Consider the following 20036-nt stretch of genomic DNA (forward strand, 5'->3'; position numbering starts at 1 on the left):
ACAAAATATACTATGGAGAGATTACTGGATAAGGAAATAGTGGATAAGATATCGGCAACAGTGGGGGTAACTAGTAACTTCGACCCCGAACTGTTCCAGAAAATGAATGTAAAACGTGGCCTTCGAAACGAAGACCATACCGGGGTAGTTGTAGGACTTACCAAAGTGGGCGACGTTGTGGGATATGAGCGCAGTGAGGATGGCAAGCTGACACCGATCCCCGGCAAACTTATATACAGGGGAATCAGCCTCGAAGACATAGTCAGGGGTGCCCAAAAAGAAAACAGGCTGGGATTTGAAGAGGTAGTCTATCTTATCCTTTCGGGAAATATGCCTAAAAAGGAAGAATTGAAAGAATTCTCGGAACTGATGAGCTGCATTATGGATCTGAAACCGAAGATTGTAATGCATATACTCGACCTCGTAGGAAGTGACATTATGAATTATCTTTCCCGTTGTGTACTCGAATTATATACATTCGACGACAAACCGGATGAAACCACCCCCGAAAACCTGATACGCCAATCGCTGAACCTTGTTGCCACTTTCCCTACCATTATCGCCTATGCACACAATGCATTAAGGCACAGCAACGGCAAGTCTCTCCATATCAGACATCCGCAAGCGAACCTATCACTTGCCGAAAACTTCCTGTATATGATGAAAGGACACCACTATACACAGTTGGATGTGAAAATCCTCGATCTCGCGCTTATGGTACATGCCGATCACGGGGGAGGTAATAACTCCACCTTTACGGTACGTGTCACCAGTTCGACAGGCACGGATACCTATTCTGCCATCGCTGCGGGTATAGGTTCACTGAAAGGACCTCTGCATGGAGGCGCAAACCTGAAAGTCATCGATATGATGAAAAACATTAAGGCCAATGTGAAAGACTGGACAAGCGTTGAAGAAGTAGACTCCTATCTGCTAAAAATATTGAACAAAGAAGCTTATGACAAAACAGGCCTTATTTATGGCATAGGACATGCCATATATACAATATCCGACCCGCGAACCATGCTGCTCAAAGAAATGGCACGCGACCTTGCTATAGAGAAAGGACGGGAAGAAGAATATAATTTCTACAAATTACTTGAAGAAAGAGCTATCCTCAACTTTATGGAGAAGAAAGGAAAGAATGTCAACAAGCAGGTATGTGCCAATGTGGACTTCTATTCGGGCTTCGTATACGATATGATAGGCCTGCCTCAGGAAATATACACTCCATTGTTTGCGATGGCGCGTATCGTGGGCTGGTGTGCCCACCGGATCGAAGAACTCAACTTCAAGCAAAAGCGCATTATCCGCCCAGCATACAAGAATGCCGCCGACATAAAAGAATATATACCTATTGCCGATAGAAAATGAAACAAACGGTATTAATTATCGCTGCTATATACGGTATGCTCTCGGTAATACTGGGAGCATTCGGCGCACATGCATTTAAAGACATACTCACACCGGAAAAACTTATCAGTTTCGAAACCGGAGTACGTTATCAGATGTACCATGCCATCGTATTACTGGTTATAGGCCTAACCTTGTCGTTTACATCGCCACTGGAGAAATGGGCTGCTATCTGTATTATTACAGGAGTCCTACTTTTTTCATTCAGCATTTACTTTTTATCCTTTGCCGGACATTGGGGTATAAACCTGCGTTTCTTAGGCCCGGTAACGCCTCTGGGAGGATTATTCCTGATTGCAGGATGGCTGTTATTGATTATATTTTTTATTAAAAATAAAATTTTCTGATATTTTTTCCATTTTGATGTAACCAAATTAGAAAGGGATGCGTCATACCTATAAATAATCATTTCAAAAAAGAATATTAAGATGAAAACACTATTGTACACAATCGGTATTACGCTATTAGTTTTAAGCGCCCAGTCCTGTTCATTCAATTCGGTGAGAGGAAACGGAAACATAACAGAGAATGAAGTCAATATCTCAGATTACAAGGAGATAGAATTTAGCGGAGGCTCAAGCATTGTTTATGAGCAAAAACCAGATGCCGCACCATATCTAAGGATAGAAACAGATGAAAATATTTTTCCTCTGCTGATTGTAGAATCCAATGATGGCATTCTTTCTATCAGAAATAAGGAAAATGTGAGCCCTACCAAATATAATATTTATACCAATTCGTCAGCTCTGGCCCGGGTGAGCGCCAGCGGTTCTATCAAGCTCCACATCAAAGGTAAACTGGAAACTACCGACTTGGTGTTGTCTGTTTCGGGTAGTGCGAATATCCTTGGTGACAGCATCGTAGCACAAAGCGTGACTACAAAAGTTTCCGGCTCAGGAGATATTACAATGACCGGTAAAGCAAACCGGATAGAAAGCAGTATATCAGGTAGCGGCAAAACAAATACGATGGATATGCAAGCCGACACGGTTACATGTTCCGTATCAGGTAGCGGTAATTTCTCCGTATATGCCGAAAAGTTGCTGACTGTAAGAGTATCGGGCAGCGGCAATGTACAATACAAAGGTAATGCACAGGTAGACCAGGCCATCTCAGGCTCGGGAAAGGTTGTTAAAGTACAGTAATAGAGTAATAGTATATCTCAAAATAAAAAGGCCGTAAAAAACAAATGATTTCACGGCCTTTTGTTTTTTTAGGAGGCTTCACATTCCTATCTGAGTCTTGATGTAATGATTCGCATCATCTTCTGTCAAAAAATACAATAAGCCTTTAAACTCAAACGGGAACTTCTCAACAGGTATCGGAAATGATCTCGACTCTTTCTTCTCCATCACGAAGTTTTCATGAGTGGTCGGTATCTGCTGCTTCTCATCAGCATTACTTATCCGGAATACCTTTACTGACAATCTTTTGGGGTCTACTCTGTATAAAATATCCCCAACTCTTAAAGTTCCTTGTAATCTCATAGCGGCCTTCACTTTAAAAGATGAAACATAAATGGTGTATTAATTAAAAGGAACAAGGGATATAAATTGTTCATTCAAAGCGTCAATTTAACACTATATTTTTATGCAAACGAATTTATTTATCAATATATTTTCACATTTTCACCGTCCATTTAAAATATAACAGGTATTCATCGGATATTTCCAAGAGAACTTTATCTATGCATATAGCTGAAAGCTATGTGTTCTTTGAAAGATTGAACAAGCTCCCTTGTCCCAAGAAGGGAAATAAAAAGACTGAAAAGACTGTTACATATTTTCAATTTTTAAACTTTAAATTCTCGTATCAATCTTTCAAAGAGCGCTCAGGTATAAGCTGGCAGCTTTTCCTGTATAGATAAATGAATTTCATATTTACAATTTATTACGGTTTTACTCTTTTCGAAATACAAAATAAAGGGAAGAAAAGCCTGATAAAGCCAATTTCTGAAAACTTGAATTATTTATTCTTTAATTCAAAAAAAACTTTGTACCTTTGCGCCGTTCTTTTTTGAGTTATATATACAGACGTGGGAAAGTTTAGCTTATATAATATACCTCTCAGAGGTTTGTCGGAAGGAAAGCATGAGTTCAGGTACGACTTGGATAAAAGCTTTTTCGCTCTGATTGACGACGGTACAGCCGACGTTAAAAAGGGAGATTTGAAAGTTGTGGTATCTTTGAAGAAGACATCCGTTACTTTCGAACTGAATTTTGATATAACCGGAACAGTCCATGTTCCATGTGACAGATGTCTGGATGATATACCGATGGATGTTGATACAAAGAACAAGCTGATCGTTAAATTCGGAAAAGAATACTCGGAAGAGAGTGACGAAATAGTCATTATACCGGAAGAAGACGGCGAGATTAATATTGCATGGTTCTTATATGAGTTTATTGTATTGAGCCTGCCTGCCAAAAAGGTACACCCTCCGGGCACATGCAATAAAGCGATGTCTTCTAAGTTAAATAAACATAGGGCTAAGAGTGCAGATGATGATCCGGACGACGATTCAGATGATGATATATCACTGGATGAAGATGATTCATCATTTACCGATTCCCGTTGGGATGGCCTTAAAGATGTCCCTGTAGACGAAGATTGAATACTATAATAGAAAATTGATTTTTCTAATTCAGATAAATAAAAATAACTAAATAAAACAAGAAAATGGCACATCCGAAGCGAAAACAGTCGAAATCAAGAACGGCTAAAAGAAGAACTCACGACAAAGCAGTTGCACCTACATTGGCTGTATGTTCTAATTGTGGTTCTTGGCATGTATTCCACACAGTTTGTCCTGAGTGCGGATACTACAGAGGCAAATTAGCTATAGAAAAAGGAGCTGCAGTTTAATTTATATTTTACTAAAACTCCAGGCCCTGCATAGGGCATTTTTTTTATTAAGTACTCACAAAACCAGAAAATAATAATGATTCGAGCCGCAATTACCGGTATTGGCGCATATATCCCCAAGGATATTCTGACCAATGAAGAATTAGCGAAAATAGTTGATACTACCGACGAATGGATTATGTCGCGTGTAGGTATCAAAGAACGTCATGTATTAGGCAAAGGTCTCGGCACTTCTGTTATGGGAGCCGAAGCAGTAAAGGAGTTGTTGGAAAAAACAAATACGAAGCCGGAGGAAGTTGAGGTTGTAATTTTTGCCACCACTACTCCCGACTTTATATTTCCGTCTACAGCAGCAATGACAGCCGAAGCTTGTGGTATAAAAAATGCTTTAGGTTTTGATATACAGGCTGCATGTTCAGGTTTTATCTATGCACTGGAAATCGGATCTAATTTCATTCGCTCAGGACAATACAAAAAAGTGGTGGTGGTTGCCGGAGATAAAATGACCGCAATAACCAACTACAAAGACCGCACTACCTGTCCTCTGTTTGGTGATGCCGCAGGAGCTGTGATGTTGGAACCTACTACTGAAGAAGTCGGTATAATGGATTCCTCGTTACATATCGATGGTGTGGGGATACCACATCTGCATATGCGTGGTGGAGGTTCGGTTTATCCCGCTTCACACGAAACTGTGGATAATGATATGCACTATGTATATCAGGAAGGTCAGGTTGTATTCAAGCATGCAGTATCACGGATGGCAGACGCTTCCGTAGAAATAATGGAACGCAATAATTTGTCGAAAGAGGACGTGGCATGGCTTGTTCCTCATCAGGCGAATATCCGTATCATTGAAGCTGTAGGTAACCGTATGGGATTGTCTGCCGATAAGGTGATGGTGAATATACAGAAATATGGCAACACTAGTTCGGGTACTATTCCTGTGTGCCTGTATGAATGGGAATCGAAACTGAAAAAAGGAGATAATATCATCCTTGCAGCATTCGGTGCCGGATTCACATGGGGTGCATTATATCTGAAATGGGCATATTGATAGAAAATCATAATATTAAAAAAGGACAACCTGATGGGTTGTCCTTTTTTTGTGCTTAATATATGGTTCTATTTCTCTCTGATAATAATATTGATGGGTGTACCCGACAGGTCCCAGTTGTCCCGTATCCGGTTCTCCAGGAATCGTTTGTAAGGGTCTTTGATCCATTGTGGCAGATTGCAGAAGAATACAAACGTGGGAACCTGTGTGTTAGGTAACTGCGTGATATATTTTATTTTAATGTATTTTCCCTTGTTCGATGGCGGTGGAGTGTGCTCGATGATAGGAAGTAATACCTCGTTCAGTTTGTGAGTAGGTATCTTTGTCTTTCTGCGGACAAATACTTCTTTAGCAGTTTCCAGCACTTTTAGCACCCTTTGCTTAGTTACGGCCGAAGCAAAAATTATAGGGAAGTCGGTAAAAGGAGCCAGGCGTTCGCGTATAGCATGCTCGAACGTTTTGATAACGATCTGTTCCTTATTCTCCACTAAGTCCCATTTGTTTACACAGACAACCAGTCCTTTTCGGTTTTTTTGAATCAGGGAGAATATATTCAAATCCTGACTCTCTATACCTTGTGTGGCATCGAGCATCAGCACGCATACATCTGAGTTTTCTATCGCTTTAATGGAGCGGATAACCGAATAGTATTCGAGGTCTTCGGTAACCTTTCCCTTCTTGCGTATACCTGCCGTATCCACAAGGTAGAAATCCATATTGAAGCGGTCGAACCGGGTATATATAGAGTCACGGGTAGTTCCTGCTATATTGGTTACAATATTCCGTTCCTCGTCCATCAGAGCATTTACAAAAGAAGATTTTCCTGCATTCGGACGTCCGACAATGGCTATACGCGGAATGTCTTCGAGGTGTTCTTCCTCACTTTTCTTTGTAAACTTGGTGATGATCAAATCCAGCAAGTCTCCTGTTCCTGCTCCGTTGATGGCTGAAATGTTTACCGGATCTCCTAACCCCAAAGCATAGAACTCTGCCGATTGGTGGTGCAGGTTAAAGTTATCAGCCTTGTTGGATACCAATATGATAGGTTTCTTGGAACGGCGAAGCATATTGCCTACACTTGAATCCAGATCGGTGAGCCCATTCATTACATCCACAAGGAAAAGGATAACATCTGCTTCCTCTATTGCTATGGATACTTGTTTGTTTATCTCGCTTTCGAATACGTCATCCGAATTGACAACCCAACCTCCGGTGTCTACCAGAGAGAATTCCTGGCCGCCCCATTCCGTTTTTCCGTACTGGCGGTCGCGGGTTGTTCCTGAAGTTTCGTCTACAATAGCTTGCCGGCTTTCGGTCAAACGATTGAATAATGTTGATTTACCCACATTGGGGCGACCGACTATAGCTACTAAATTTCCCATAATATACTTGTACTCTTTAAATTTTGCTGCAAAGGTACGCATTTTTATCGGAATCTGAGATAAATAAAAAACGGCTTGTAAAATACAAACCGTTAAAAAATATTCTTCAGATTCTGTTATTTAAATATATATTTGGCGTTGAGCCACACAATGGTATCTCCTGTATTGGTCATAGCAGCTGTTCCTGAGAATCCCGCCAGCCGGGCCACTATCTCCGGTGTGAGAGGGAAATCATGATATGAGGTCGTATCATTCCCTGTCTTAGGGCTTATATAGCGGGCATAGCCTTTTGTCCTGTATAAGGTATCCATATTTCCCATAGCAATAAACAGATCTTTATTTCCGCCTTTCAGAACGAAAAGAGAGTCGTCTTTGAAATGATAGGTTGATACTATTTTATAATATCCCATCGAATCGACATATGTTACTTTGTCTTCATTGAAATAAACACTCATCTCTTTAAACAGGTCGGCATTGTATACAGAGTTCATTTTTCTTGTATAAAAAGCGTTTCTTGCACTATCGATTCTACCCATTGTGTCCAGCGCATATGTAATAGGTTTTGCTCCTCCGGTTGCACCTACATACGCCTGAAAGTCACTTATGTCGTTTGTTCCCGTCCATCTTTTAATCGGACTTATCCCATCGTCACTTCCGCAAGCAGCAAAAGCAATCATTACGGGAAGTATTAAAAATAAAAGCTTTTTCATTTCTTTACTTCTTTTCGGATGTAAAGATAAATAAAAAATTGCCTTATCAGCTTATAATTCTTAGTCCGGATATAGTATAACTGAAAAACTGTGGTAGGAGCGAACGAAGATTCGTAATCACAGTAAAGCAGATCAATAAATATTTACTATTTTTGTAAGTTAACAAAAGTTGTGTGTTATCAGAACAAAAAGTATGAATCAACCAAACATAAATATAAAGAACAAACGGGCTAGCTTCGACTATGAGTTTATCGAGACATATACTGCCGGGATTGTACTTACCGGAACAGAAATAAAATCGATACGTTTAGGAAAAGCCAGTCTGGTGGATACTTTCTGCATATTCGAGAAAAACGAATTGTGGGTTCGCAATATGTATATTGCCGAGTATTTCTATGGTTCTTATAATAACCACTCGGCACGTCGTGACCGCAAATTGCTCCTGAATAAGAAAGAATTGAAAAAAATGCAACGCCTTGTAAAAGAAACCGGCTATACCATTGTTCCTACCCGTGTTTTCCTTAACGACAGAGGGCTTGCAAAGGTAAATATAGCCGTTGCCAGAGGTAAAAAGCAATATGATAAACGTCAGAGTCTGCGTGAAAAAGACGATAAGCGGGCGATGGACAGGGCGATGAAACAATAATATATCAAAGATGGATTTATTTAGATCGATGCAAAAAAACAGTGATGCTTCATCGAAAGTATTGAAAGTTGTTTTTGCTTCAATTATACTTATATTGGGAGTATATTGCTTTCTTCTCAATCGGCTGTATCCTGTATATATGGACGATTGGGCATATGCATTCAGCGCTTGCGACGAAAGTGAGATTACTTCTGTTTGGGATATCTTTGTAAGTCAGTATTGTCATTATTTCACATGGGGAGGACGCTGTGTAGGCCATTTCATAGCTCAGTTTCTACTCTGGATAAATCCTCTATGGGCCGATATACTCAATGCTGCTGCATTTATACTCCTGCTACTGTTTATCTATGCTATAGCAAATAAGAATAACAAGACAAATATCATATTCTTCATTGTATTGCTTGTGTCGGTATGGTTTTTACTACCCGATTTGTCCCAGAATTTATTCTGGATAACAGGTAGTGCCAATTACCTTTGGGGATCGTTGATTATCCTGATGTTTATCTATCCGTTCGTCTCTTATTATTTAGATGCTCGGGAAAGGAATAATGCAGCATTCAGAAGTGTCTTTTTATTGTTATTCGGTGTTATTGCCGGATGGACCAACGAAAATACATCGTTAGCCTTTGTCGTCTTTCTGATTGCATTGGTTTTGATAATGAGGTATCAAAAGATTGCTGTTCCCAAATGGATGATATTCGGTATCATTGGATTTATTATCGGATGCATCATATTGCAAGTTTCACCGGGGAATAATATAAGGCGAAAGTTTGAACTACTGAATGTGCACGGATTTGAAGATGTTAGTCTGTCTTTCTATTTTTACCGTTTCGTTACAGTTATCAAACTGGCATATATATACTTGTTTTTGCCGATGGCTGTATATGCAGGTGTGTTGCTGATATACTTGAGGAAAGGGCCAAAAGATAAAATAGAGCGGAGGAAAAAATTAATTCTGTCTTTCCTGTTTCTGGGGGTAGCACTTATTGCCACAGTGGTTATGTCGGGCGCGCCATACTTTCCGTCTCGGGCATGGTGTGGTATCTTTATTTTCCTGATAGTTGCTATTATGATATTATATGCTAATATAGATATATCGTTCCTGCCTTTGAGAATAATAAACTATATTCTGGTTATAGTCGCACTTGTTACATTTATTTATTCGGCAAAAGAAACATATTCCGAGATGAAGTTGTTTGATATGCGGTATAAAGAGTGGGTTGTAGAAATAGAACGGCAGAAAAAAGAAGGAATACAAGATATAGTAGTATACACTGATTTCAACTCGGAAGCATCTCCTTTCGCTGCTTTCACGCTAAAAGAAGCCTATGTGGGAGAGGGGCATTTCTGGATTGAAAAGTTTGGTTTATATATGGGAGTCAATACCATAAGGATAAAGAAAATAGAAGATAAAAATGAGTAAAATACACGATATACTGAAGGATAGAATACTTATCCTCGACGGTGCCATGGGCACCATGATACAACGCTATAAACTGACAGAGGAGGATTTCCGCGGAGACAGGTTTAAAGATTCGACTACATTACTGAAAGGTAACAATGACTTGCTTTGCCTTACCCGTCCCGATGTGATAGAAGCTATCCACCGTGAATATCTCGAAGCAGGCGCCGATATCATTGAGACCAATACGTTTAATGCGACTTCCATATCCATGGAAGACTATCATATGTCCGATTTGGTAAAGGAGATAAATACAGAAGCGGCCAGACTGGCAAAGAAAGCCGCCGTCGATTATACGAAGCGCAATCCTGATAAACCACGGTTTGTTGCCGGCTCTATAGGACCTACTAACAAGACAGCTTCGATGAGTCCCAAAGTTGAAAATCCGATATTCAGAGCGGTGACTTTCGATGATCTGTATTATGCTTACAAAGAGCAGATTGAAGGACTTGCAGACGGAGGCGTGGATTTATTGCTTATCGAGACTATCTTCGATACATTGAATGCCAAAGCGGCTTTATTTGCAGCCGATGAGGTGAGGAAAGAACGCAATATTGACCTGCCGATAATGATTTCTGTTACTCTTTCCGATAAGGGGGGACGGACATTGTCAGGGCAGACAGTCGGCGCATTTGTGGCATCGGTCAGTCATATCGATTTCTTATCTATCGGACTTAACTGTTCATTCGGAGCATCAGATATGAAGCCATTCCTGAAAGAATTGGGACGCATAGCTCCTAATTTTATTTCAGCCTATCCGAATGCCGGACTGCCAAACCAGTTTGGAGAATATGACGAGACGCCCGAAATAATGGCAGGCCAGATAAAAGAATATATTGACGAAGGTCTTGTAAATATTCTGGGTGGATGTTGCGGTACAACCCCCGATCACATTGCAAAATATGTAGATCTCATACAAGGTGCGACTCCGCATAAACCTGCCCGGAAGCCTGAATATATGTGGCTGTCGGGACTGGAATTACTGGAAGCAAAGCCGGAGATCAACTTTATAAATATAGGGGAGCGTCTCAATGTGGCGGGTTCCCGCAAGTTCCTCCGTCTGATAAAGGAAGAGAAATACGAAGAAGCGTTGACTATTGCCCACAAGCAGGTGGAAGATGGCGCACAGGTACTAGATGTGAATATGGATGAAGGTCTGCTGGATGGAGTGAAGGAAATGACCACTTTCCTCAATCTGATGGCATCCGACCCCGATGTGTCACGCATTCCTGTAATGATAGACTCTTCGAAATGGGAGGTACTCGAAGCCGGACTGAAATGTGTGCAGGGTAAGCCGATTGTAAACTCTATTTCGCTAAAAGGTGGAGAAGAAGATTTTCTTCGCCAGGCACGACTGGTTAAGGCTTATGGTGCGGCAGTCATTGTCATGGCTTTCGACGAAACAGGTCAGGCCGATACATTTGCCCGCCGAATCGAAATCTGCAAAAGGGCTTATAATCTATTGGTCAATGACGGATTCAATCCATTGGATATTATTTTCGACCCCAACATACTTGCTATCGCCACCGGTATAGAAGAACATCGCGGCTATGCAGTCGACTTCTTAGAAACGATAACATGGATAAAAGAAAACCTGCCGCATGCCAAAATCAGCGGAGGAGTAAGTAATCTCTCATTCTCGTTCCGTGGAAATGATTATGTGCGTGAGGCTATGCATGCCGTATTCCTTTATTACGCCATTCAGCGGGGTATGGATATGGGTATCGTAAATCCGGGGCAATCTGTTGTATATGATGATATTCCTACCGATCTGAGAAATCTTGTGGAGGATGTTATCTTCAATCGTAGGGCAGAGGCAACGGATGAACTGATTGAATATGCCGAAAAGATAAAGAATGAAAATACAGGACAGACAGAGCAGAAAGTGGAAGAATGGCGTTCTTATCCGCTCGATGAACGTATCCAATATTCTCTGATAAAAGGTATCAGCGACTATTTGGAAGAAGACCTGACGGAAGCGCTTCAGGTATATCCGAAGGCCGTAGATATTATTGATAAACCGCTGATGGATGGTATGAACAAGGTAGGCGATCTTTTTGGTTCCGGTAAGATGTTCCTTCCGCAAGTTGTAAAAACTGCCCGTACAATGAAACGTGCAGTGGCTATCCTGCAACCGACTCTGGAAGCACAAAAGGCATCTTCGGCAGGAAGTAATAAAGCCGGGAAACTGGTTATTGCCACAGTGAAAGGTGATGTGCACGATATCGGTAAGAACATCGTATCTATTATCCTTGCTTGTAACAACTATGAAGTAATCGACCTCGGGGTGATGACTCCGCCGGAAGTGATTATTCAGAAAGTAAAAGAAGAACAGCCCGATATACTCTGTCTGAGTGGTCTGATAACCCCTTCTCTGGAAGAAATGAGCATCGTTGCGCATGAAATGGAAAAGGCAGGCTTTACCATTCCGCTGATGATCGGCGGGGCCACTACATCTAAGCTGCATACTGCAATTAAGATAGACCCGAAATACAATAACGGTTCGGTGGTATATGTCAAGGATGCTTCTCAAGCGCCTGCGGCTGTGGGTAAGTTGATAAATCCGAAAACAAAGGAAGACTATATAAAAGATGTACGCACCGAATATGCTTCATTGCGTGATACGGCGGGTGATAAGAAAGCGGATTTACTTCCATTGTGCGAAGTGCTGGATAAGGGCATGAAACTGAATTGGGGGGATTATAAAACTCCCGAACCACAGGTGAAAGGACGTCAGACGCTGAAACATATTCCCGTTGAGACTATTGTACCTTATATAGACTGGAAGTTCTTCTTCCACTCATGGAATTTGTCGGCACGCTATGCCACCGTGCAGAATATAGATGATTGCCCTTCATGCAAGGCTACATGGCTGAATTCTTTTCCTGAATACGAAAGGGAAAAAGCTGCCGAGGGTATGCAATTGTATAAAGATGCCAAGGCATTGCTCGATCAGTTGGTATATGACAAGGCCGGTTATATCAATGCTGTATTCGGCGTTTATGAATCATATAGCGATAATGAATCCCTGTATATCGACGGCATACGTTTCCCGATGCTGCGCCAACAGAAGAAAAATGACAAAAAGGAGTACCTCTCTCTATGCGATTTCGTTGCACCTAAGTCTTCAGGAAAGAAAGACTATGTAGGAGGATTTACCGTAACGGCAGGGGTAGGTGCGAATGAACTGATGAGCGAATACGAGCGTCAGGGCGATGAATATAAAGTATTGCTTCTCAAGTCGGTTTTAGACCGTCTGGCGGAAGCAACTACCGAATGGCTGCATGCCGAAATAAGGCGGAAGTACTGGGCGTTCGCACCCGATGAAAATATAAGTGTAAATGATATGTTTACACTTAAATATCAGGGAATCCGTCCGGCAGTGGGCTATCCGTCCATACCTGACCAGTCGATCAATTTCCTGCTGAATAAGGACTTGTTACAATCCGAAGAAATAGGTGTAGAGCTGACCGAAAACGGCGTGATGCTTCCGAATGCTTCGGTGAGCGGTATCATTATTTCACATCCTAAATCCAAGTATTTCAATATAGGCAACATACTCGACGACCAGTTACAGGCATATATAGAAAGAAGGGGTGAGGATGCTGAGCAGATTCGCAAGTTTCTGAGTGCAAACCTGATATGATTTAATGAAAGAATCTTCCGGTTATATATTGAAGGATAATAAAGTAAGGCTGTCGCTTATGCTTCTGGCCGGGCTTGTTATGTTTGTCCTGATCTATATATTGAATAGCTTGTATCCTCTCTATGCCGATGATTGGAATTATAGCTTTGTTCACGGGGAAGAAGCTACCAGAATAAAATCGTTCTCAGATATATTCACCTCGCAATACAATCATTACATGACCTGGGGCGGACGCAGCGTAGTCCATTTTATAGCTGAAACAATGCTGATGACAGGCTTTTTCTGGACGTGTGTACTAAACTCGCTTGCATTCGTTGCATTCGTCTATGTGATGTACATGATAGCTAACAGGGGTAATAAACCGAATCCCGTGCTGTTCTTCTTATTTAGCCTGCTTATCTGGTTTGCCCAGCCCGCTTTCTTTGCTACTATCCTGTGGAAGACAGGGGCGGCAAATTATCTGTGGGGAACGCTTATTATACTCTTGTTTCTGTATTCATATTATGCATGCTACCGTTCGCGGGAGGCCAATAATAATATCGCGAAAGCCGTTTTTTTCTTCCTGTTTGGTATTATTGCCGGATGGACGAATGAGAATATGTCAATAGCGCTTATCTTCTACATTATAGCTTCATTAGCCCTGTATAAATATGAGAAAATAGGAATTCCTACATGGGCTGTAACAGGGCTTGCAGGGACAATTCTCGGATGCTTTATTATGCTGGCCGCTCCGGGTAATTATGTCCGTCTTGAGGATGTTACAACCTCTTTCGGCCAGACTGAGATAATGTATAAAGACATATTCCTGATGGGTATTAATTATATATTGACCCATATCTGGAATCATCTGCTCATTATATTTGCTGTATATCTGGTACTATTATTCGTATATAATAAGTTTCCCAAAGAGAAAGATGATAAACAGAAGGTAATATACAGTTCTATCTTGTTTATCCTTACGGCGGCTGTTGCCCTTGCGGCAATGGTAGTTTCTCCAATCTTTCCCGAAAGGGCATTGTTCGGTATCATTGTCCTACTTCTTATACCGGTAGGGATTATGCTGGCCAATATAGACTTCAGGGCGAACTATTTAAAGGTTACTGCTGTTATTGTCTTCGTCGCATTGCTGGTGATATATGGCTTTCAATATAAAACGGTATATGATAACCTGACTTATGTGACATCTTTCTGGACTGAACGCGAAGCATATATTGCCGCACAAAAAGGGAAAGGAGAGTATGACATTGTCTTTACCAAGAGGTTCGAGTTGCCGGAGGAATACTATATATCCGACCTTTCGGATGATCCCGGATATTGGGAGAATGAGTGTTATTCACGTTTTTACGATATACAATCAGTTCGTCTGATAGAACCTGATTCAACTAAGTAGTTTTATCATTATAGTTATGGAATTTATAGACCTCCTTTCATATACTTTTTTCCAGAATGCCCTGCTGGGTAGCCTCTTTGCCAGTATCGCCTGCGGTATTATAGGCTCCTATGTGGTTATACGCCGTCTTGTATTTATCAGCGGGGGAATAACGCATGCTTCGCTCGGAGGTATCGGTATGGGTTTCTATTTCGGGTGGAATCCGATATTTGCCGCGATGGTCTTTTCCATCTTGTCGGCTTTTGGTATCGAATGGCTGTCGTCGAGGCAGGGAGTGAGGGAAGATTCGGCAATCGGCTCTTTCTGGTCGTTGGGAATGGCCGTGGGGATTATCTTTATATATCTCAAACCCGGCTTCGCACCTAATCTTTCCGATTATCTCTTTGGCAATATACTCACGATAACAAAGCCTGATATCACTTATCTGGCCATCTTGTCCATAGTCCTGATTATTGTCTTTTTGCTCTTTGGCCGTCAGATACTGTTCGCGGCTTTCGATTCCGATTTTGCTAAGACACGCAATCTGCCCGTCAACCTGATAAAGTATGCCATGATGATGGGGATTGCCATTACAATCGTACTTTCTATCCGCTTGGTAGGTATTGTGTTGCTGATGTCGATACTTACCGTTCCTCAGATGACAGCCAACCTGTTTACGTCCAACTTTGTAAAGATGATTATTCTTTCCATCCTGATCGGATTCTTCGGGTGTATTGTAGGCCTGTTCATGTCTGCGGTATTGGATGTTCCGTCAGGGGTATTTATTATCTTCACGCAGATAATTGTATTCCTTATATCGCGCTGGATAGTGAAAGCCATTCAGAAAAGCAGGCGGGAAAAGGCTCTTTCTTAACCCTTTCCTATCACATCTTTAAACGATATATTCTTCACACTCGACTTGCGAAAAAGCAGCGCTCCTATACAGATGCCTATCGCCAATGTAAACAGTAATGACATGGTAAGCATCAGGTTGTGCGACATCTCTATCAGTATATGCGGGTTTTGTTCCACTGTAGGCAGGTCGGTAACCTTTATTCCCGCCAGCATCGTTTTATAGGCAAACATACCCGGAATCATTGTAATACAGGCCGGCATGGTAAATACTACCGGCGGGCTGTCTACCCTGTGTGCCGCGAAAATGCCGATCAGCCCTATCAGTACCGAACCGGCTAATGTAGCCGTTATCATCCCGAAATCGAGCTGTATAAGGATGAAGCGGAGGGCATGCCCCATACCGCCAAGCAGTCCGGCAACCCACAACAGGCGTTTAGGCGAGCCGAACAGTATTGCCCAACAAAATCCGACGAGAAAAGCAATGATAAAGTCGCGGAATATATTTATGATTGTCAGTTCTTCCATTTGCTAATTTTCTGATTAAAAATTACCTATTCCCAACAGTGTAATACACAGGGTCATACCTGCTGCGATACAAAGCAGAATAAACCCGCCGAATAAAGCCCGGTTCAGTGCTGAAGGCAAATAGCCTTCTATCAGGTCTATGACGCAATTTATCAGAGGTACACCCGGTATCAGGTATAGAACTCCGGTTGCCATTGCTGCTTCGGGATGCTCTCCGAATCCGTATAATCTGCCGAGCCCGGCTATCAACGTTGTGATAAAAGCCGCGATAGATATGCATATCATCGGATTGAATTTCTTCTTGGCGAAGAAAACCCTTACCAGATAACCGATAAATGCAGCAACGAAAGCTACCAGTGCATTTTTTTCGTCCCCTGCCGAGAACAGACAAAGACCTCCGCACGAAAATCCGACAGCTACAGCCACTACAATATCTTTGTAGTTAGGCTTGGCTTTTATCCTGGTAAACTCCCTTTCCACGTAAGATATGGGCAGGTTCTCCTCCTGTACTTTCCACGACATGTGCGATACGGCTGTCAGTATAGCCAGATGTACATTGTGTGGAGGAGAGTTTTTATAGCAGGTGACGGAATTGGAAGGGTCGTTCTTGTCTTTCACTGTAACTGTGAGGCCATTGAAAGTAGGGCTCATATTTATATCGAACTCCCATGTCGTGGCCAGCCTTCCTATATTGCTGCTGAGACGTCCGCAATGCGCACCCGATGCCAGCAGGAATGTCCCTATATCGAGTATAAGATCGGCAAACCGCTGTGCTGATATTTTTTCTTTTTCGTTTATTTTTCTAAATTCCGGCATTGTTAAGGTCTCAGACCTTTTTATTACTTTGGTAGGTATAACAACCAAAGACTGTTATAGACTAAAAGTATATTATTAAATACTTTCTTTTACTTATATATAATTCTGATGCAAAGATAAGAATTTTCAGTTAAGAGTTAACAGACAACAGTTAACAACTTGTATTTCGCCTGTTTGTAACTCGTTAGCATGCTCCCTGCAATCGTTTGCAAGTTAATTTCGACTAAAATAATGAGGAGCCAGATATATTCTAACTCATTATTATGTAGATTTGTTTAGGACAAAGCCATGTACAAAGTGCATAAGTCTAAAAACCATAAAAAGCATCATTCATGAGACTAAAACTACAAATAGATTACCATACCGATTGGGGACAGACTGTATATGTTTGCGGTTCAGTGCCTGCTTTGGGTAATTGGGAGAAGGATAAAGCCGCGGAAATGAAAAATATTTCTCCATCCATATGGGAGCTGGAGATCGAAGCCGGTGATGTCACCGACATAGAATACCAATATCTGGTAAAAGACCAAAGCAACATAGTAGCTCACGAATGGGGAAGCCCGCACTGGTTAAGGACAGAGACTGATAAACAGTTCGATGTGCAGGATGTATGGCGGGGGGTACCTCAACAGAAATTCCTTTACACATCGTGTTTCTCGGAAAGTTTTTTTGCTCATGGTGACAATGCGAAAGTCAAATATTATAAGAAGACTATCCTTATTAATGTTACCTGTGTGAATGTGAAGAAAAATCAGAAACTGATACTTTGCGGAGCCTCGAAAGCATTAGGAGATTGGAAACCTGAAGATGCACTGTCTCTTACGCAGGTAAGATTCGGGAGCTGGCAGGTAGCAATCAATGCACCACAGATAAAAACCACATTGGAATACAAACTTGCGATCTATGATAATAGCACGAAGAAAATTGTACATTGGGAAGAGGGTTTCAACCGTGTCTTATCACCATTGCCTTCCTCTCCGGCAAAAGAAGATCTGGTTAAGGTGGAATCCATCGCCTACCGTTATGGCTGGCTGAACTGGAAAGCGGCGGGCGTATCCATCCCCGTATTTTCATTACGTTCGAACGACAGTTTCGGTATAGGTGAGTTCTCTGACCTGAGAAAGATGATCGATTGGGCTGTGGCGACCGGACAGAAAATAATACAGGTATTGCCGATCAATGATACTACTATTACATACACCTGGATAGATTCGTATCCTTACAATGCGATCTCCATTTACGCATTGCATCCCATCTATCTGGGGCTGAAAGCATATCCATTGAAAGATGAGAATCTATATAATAAATACGAAAGAGAAGCAGGCGAACTCAACGTTCTGGAGAATGTCGATTATGACAGGGTTCTGGCTTTGAAATGGCGTTATATAAAAGATCTTTTCACCCAATCAGGCACAAATACATTAAAAAGCAAAGACTACCTGGCCTTTTATGAGCAGAACGAAGAATGGTTGTTCCCGTATGCCTGCTTCTCTTATCTTCGGGATAAATATGAAACCGCCAATTTCAGAAACTGGAAGACAAACAGTGCTTTTGATAAAAAGAAACTTATTAAACTGGCCGAAACAGACAAAGAAGCAAAACATCATATCGAATTGTCATGTTTCACACAATACTTGCTCCACAAACAACTGGTAGATGTAAAAGAGTACGCACACCAGAATGAGGTCGTTCTCAAGGGTGATATCCCTATCGGTATCAGCCGCGATAGTGTGGAAGCATGGATGGAGCCGCATCTGTTCAACCTGGATGTACAGACGGGGGCGCCACCTGATGACTTTTCGTTTTTCGGACAAAACTGGGGATTTCCTACATATAATTGGGAAGAAATGGCAAAGGATGGTTACCGTTGGTGGCTGAAACGCTTCCGCAAAATGGCAGACTATTTCGACGCTTACCGTATCGATCATATTCTGGGATTTTTCCGCATCTGGGAAATACCTTTGTCATCTGTTCAGGGATTGTTGGGATATTTTAGCCCGGCTCTTCCCCTTACGGCCGATGAAATCCGTTCTTACGGCCTTTGGTTCGATGAGGACAGGATGCTGAAACACTATATTCATGAAAATTTCCTGGGTAATATATTCGGCAGCTATGTTCCCGAGGTAATTGAAAAGTACCTCCAGTCTACCGGATGGCAGCGTTTCGAGCTGAAAGAAGAATTCGATACGCAGGCCAAGATTAAGGCTCATTTTACCGGCAGGGAGGATGAAAAATCAAGTTTTATCCGGGATGGTTTATACAGCTTATGTAACGAAGTTCTGTTTGTAAGAGACAAACGCGAACCAAACAAGTTCCATCCGCGTATAACCGCACAGTACAACTATTCGTACAGGGACTTGGACGATAGCGCCAAAGAAGCGTTCAACAGGTTATATAATGAATTTTTCTATCGCCGCCATTCGCAGTATTGGCGCGATCAGGCGATGACTAAGCTGCCTACTCTTATTTCTTCGACTTCGATGCTTGTTTGCGGTGAAGATTTGGGTATGGTACCTGAATCTGTGCCTTCGGTGATGAACGAACTTCAGATATTGAGCCTCGAGATAGAACGGATGCCAAAAGAACGGGAGGTATTGTTCAACGACCTGCATCACCTGCCATACCTGAGTGTTTGCACAACATCTACCCACGATATGTCGCCTCTCCGCTTGTGGTGGAAAGAAGACAGGCAGCTGACCCAGCAATATTACAATCAGGTATTGTGGAAGCAGGGCGCTGCTCCCGAAGAATGTACATCTGATTTGTGCGCACAGATTGTAAGTAATCATTTATATTCTCCGGCTATGCTTGCTATCCTGCCACTTCAGGACTGGCTGTCGATAGACGATAAACTGAAACGTCCGGTTGCTGAAGATGAGCGCATAAATGTCCCCGCTATATCGCAACACTATTGGCGGTACAGGATGCATCTTACCCTGGAAGAATTACTTGAAGCTACAGATTTTAACCGGAGGGTTAAATCGATGGTAGGTTCATCGGGGAGGGAATAGATGTAATGGAAGAGTGAAAAATTAGATAATATCATACTGGTGACTGATGACTGAACAGGTGTTACTTTTTTATATAACTTTATCTATATTATTAGCCGTTAGCTATTAGCTTATAGCTCTTTGAAAAGATAATTAGCAGATTTGAAACATCGTTCAACGGAACGAAGCGTAGTTAAAATTAGTATATTAGCAAATGAGTGAAAGGTTGTAACTTTTGTAACCTTTTAACAAGTAATGAGTTTTAAGTAGTAAGTTGAAAGTTATATGAGATACGAGTAG

17 protein-coding genes are annotated in these 20036 nt (G+C 41.7%); 12 read left to right on the plus strand and 5 right to left on the minus strand.

Annotated elements, in window-relative coordinates:
• The first annotated feature begins 12 nt into the window (after window positions 1-12).
• From HMPREF9455_RS05125 to HMPREF9455_RS05135, 3 genes are all read left to right on the plus strand, one after another.
• Window positions 13-1374, plus strand: coding sequence for a citrate synthase (locus HMPREF9455_RS05125; protein WP_006798550.1), 1362 nt, complete (start codon window positions 13-15; stop codon window positions 1372-1374).
• Window positions 1371-1760, plus strand: coding sequence for a DUF423 domain-containing protein (locus HMPREF9455_RS05130; protein ID WP_006798551.1), 390 nt, complete (start codon window positions 1371-1373; stop codon window positions 1758-1760). Before HMPREF9455_RS05125 ends, HMPREF9455_RS05130 begins: the two co-directional genes overlap by 4 nt.
• 81 nt (window positions 1761-1841) lie before the next feature.
• A complete protein-coding gene (locus HMPREF9455_RS05135) occupies window positions 1842-2558 on the plus strand; it encodes a head GIN domain-containing protein (protein WP_006798552.1) in 717 nt (238 codons plus the stop codon).
• 78 nt (window positions 2559-2636) lie between these two features.
• Here HMPREF9455_RS05135 and HMPREF9455_RS05140 read toward each other — a convergent pair whose 3' ends face one another.
• Window positions 2637-2900: a hypothetical protein gene (locus tag HMPREF9455_RS05140; RefSeq protein ID WP_006798553.1), complete on the minus strand. Its 264-nt coding sequence runs from the start codon at window positions 2898-2900 to the stop codon at window positions 2637-2639.
• Between the two features lie 548 nt (window positions 2901-3448).
• Between HMPREF9455_RS05140 and HMPREF9455_RS05150 the strand changes: the two genes are divergently transcribed.
• The 3 genes from HMPREF9455_RS05150 to HMPREF9455_RS05155 all read left to right on the plus strand — a co-directional run bounded on the left by HMPREF9455_RS05150 (window position 3449) and on the right by HMPREF9455_RS05155 (window position 5335).
• Window positions 3449-4027: a YceD family protein gene (locus HMPREF9455_RS05150; protein WP_006798554.1), complete on the plus strand. Its 579-nt coding sequence runs from the start codon at window positions 3449-3451 to the stop codon at window positions 4025-4027.
• A gap of 65 nt (window positions 4028-4092) precedes the next feature.
• Complete coding sequence (gene rpmF, locus HMPREF9455_RS20965) at window positions 4093-4278, plus strand: 50S ribosomal protein L32 (protein ID WP_006798555.1); 186 nt, start codon at window positions 4093-4095, stop codon at window positions 4276-4278.
• A 76-nt stretch (window positions 4279-4354) separates the two neighbouring features.
• Window positions 4355-5335 carry a beta-ketoacyl-ACP synthase III gene (locus HMPREF9455_RS05155; protein ID WP_006798556.1) on the plus strand — a complete coding sequence of 327 codons (981 nt, stop codon included), beginning with the start codon at window positions 4355-4357 and terminating at the stop codon, window positions 5333-5335.
• 68 nt (window positions 5336-5403) lie between these two features.
• On the opposite strand, the gene der is transcribed toward HMPREF9455_RS05155, so the two are convergent.
• Together der and HMPREF9455_RS05165 are read right to left on the minus strand one after the other, a co-directional pair.
• Window positions 5404-6717 carry a ribosome biogenesis GTPase Der gene (gene der / locus HMPREF9455_RS05160; RefSeq protein ID WP_006798557.1) on the minus strand — a complete coding sequence of 438 codons (1314 nt, stop codon included), beginning with the start codon at window positions 6715-6717 and terminating at the stop codon, window positions 5404-5406.
• A 116-nt stretch (window positions 6718-6833) separates the two neighbouring features.
• Window positions 6834-7427, minus strand: coding sequence for a hypothetical protein (locus HMPREF9455_RS05165; protein ID WP_044215470.1), 594 nt, complete (start codon window positions 7425-7427; stop codon window positions 6834-6836).
• 193 nt (window positions 7428-7620) lie between these two features.
• Between HMPREF9455_RS05165 and smpB the strand changes: the two genes are divergently transcribed.
• The 5 genes from smpB to HMPREF9455_RS05190 are packed head-to-tail and all read left to right on the plus strand — an operon-like array spanning window position 7621 to window position 15424.
• Window positions 7621-8073, plus strand: a complete 453-nt coding sequence (gene smpB, locus HMPREF9455_RS05170; protein ID WP_044215471.1) for an SsrA-binding protein — start codon at window positions 7621-7623, stop codon at window positions 8071-8073.
• Window positions 8074-8083: 10 nt separating this feature from the next.
• On the plus strand, window positions 8084-9496 hold the full coding sequence (locus HMPREF9455_RS05175; protein WP_006798560.1) for a DUF3329 domain-containing protein: 1413 nt from the start codon (window positions 8084-8086) through the stop codon (window positions 9494-9496).
• Window positions 9489-13181 (plus strand): methionine synthase, encoded by a 3693-nt coding sequence (gene metH, locus HMPREF9455_RS05180; protein WP_006798561.1) that lies wholly within the window; start codon window positions 9489-9491, stop codon window positions 13179-13181. Before HMPREF9455_RS05175 ends, metH begins: the two co-directional genes overlap by 8 nt.
• A 4-nt stretch (window positions 13182-13185) precedes the next feature.
• Window positions 13186-14571: a DUF3329 domain-containing protein gene (locus HMPREF9455_RS05185; protein ID WP_044215473.1), complete on the plus strand. Its 1386-nt coding sequence runs from the start codon at window positions 13186-13188 to the stop codon at window positions 14569-14571.
• Between the two features lie 16 nt (window positions 14572-14587).
• Entirely contained in the window at window positions 14588-15424 is an 837-nt protein-coding gene (locus HMPREF9455_RS05190) for a metal ABC transporter permease (RefSeq protein ID WP_006798563.1), read from the plus strand.
• On the opposite strand, the gene HMPREF9455_RS05195 is transcribed toward HMPREF9455_RS05190, so the two are convergent.
• Complete coding sequence (locus tag HMPREF9455_RS05195) at window positions 15421-15930, minus strand: threonine/serine exporter family protein (protein ID WP_006798564.1); 510 nt, start codon at window positions 15928-15930, stop codon at window positions 15421-15423. The two genes, HMPREF9455_RS05190 and HMPREF9455_RS05195, sit on opposite strands and share 4 nt — an antisense overlap.
• A 15-nt stretch (window positions 15931-15945) precedes the next feature.
• Entirely contained in the window at window positions 15946-16746 is an 801-nt protein-coding gene (locus tag HMPREF9455_RS05200; RefSeq protein WP_044215474.1) for a threonine/serine exporter family protein, read from the minus strand.
• 332 nt (window positions 16747-17078) lie between these two features.
• On the opposite strand from HMPREF9455_RS05200, the gene HMPREF9455_RS05205 reads away from it, so the two are divergent.
• Complete coding sequence (locus HMPREF9455_RS05205; RefSeq protein WP_006798566.1) at window positions 17079-19757, plus strand: 4-alpha-glucanotransferase; 2679 nt, start codon at window positions 17079-17081, stop codon at window positions 19755-19757.
• Window positions 19758-20036: the final 279 nt, after the last annotated feature.

It is taken from the genome of Dysgonomonas gadei ATCC BAA-286, assembly GCF_000213555.1.
In the GTDB taxonomy this organism is placed as follows: Bacteria; Bacteroidota; Bacteroidia; order Bacteroidales; family Dysgonomonadaceae; genus Dysgonomonas; species Dysgonomonas gadei.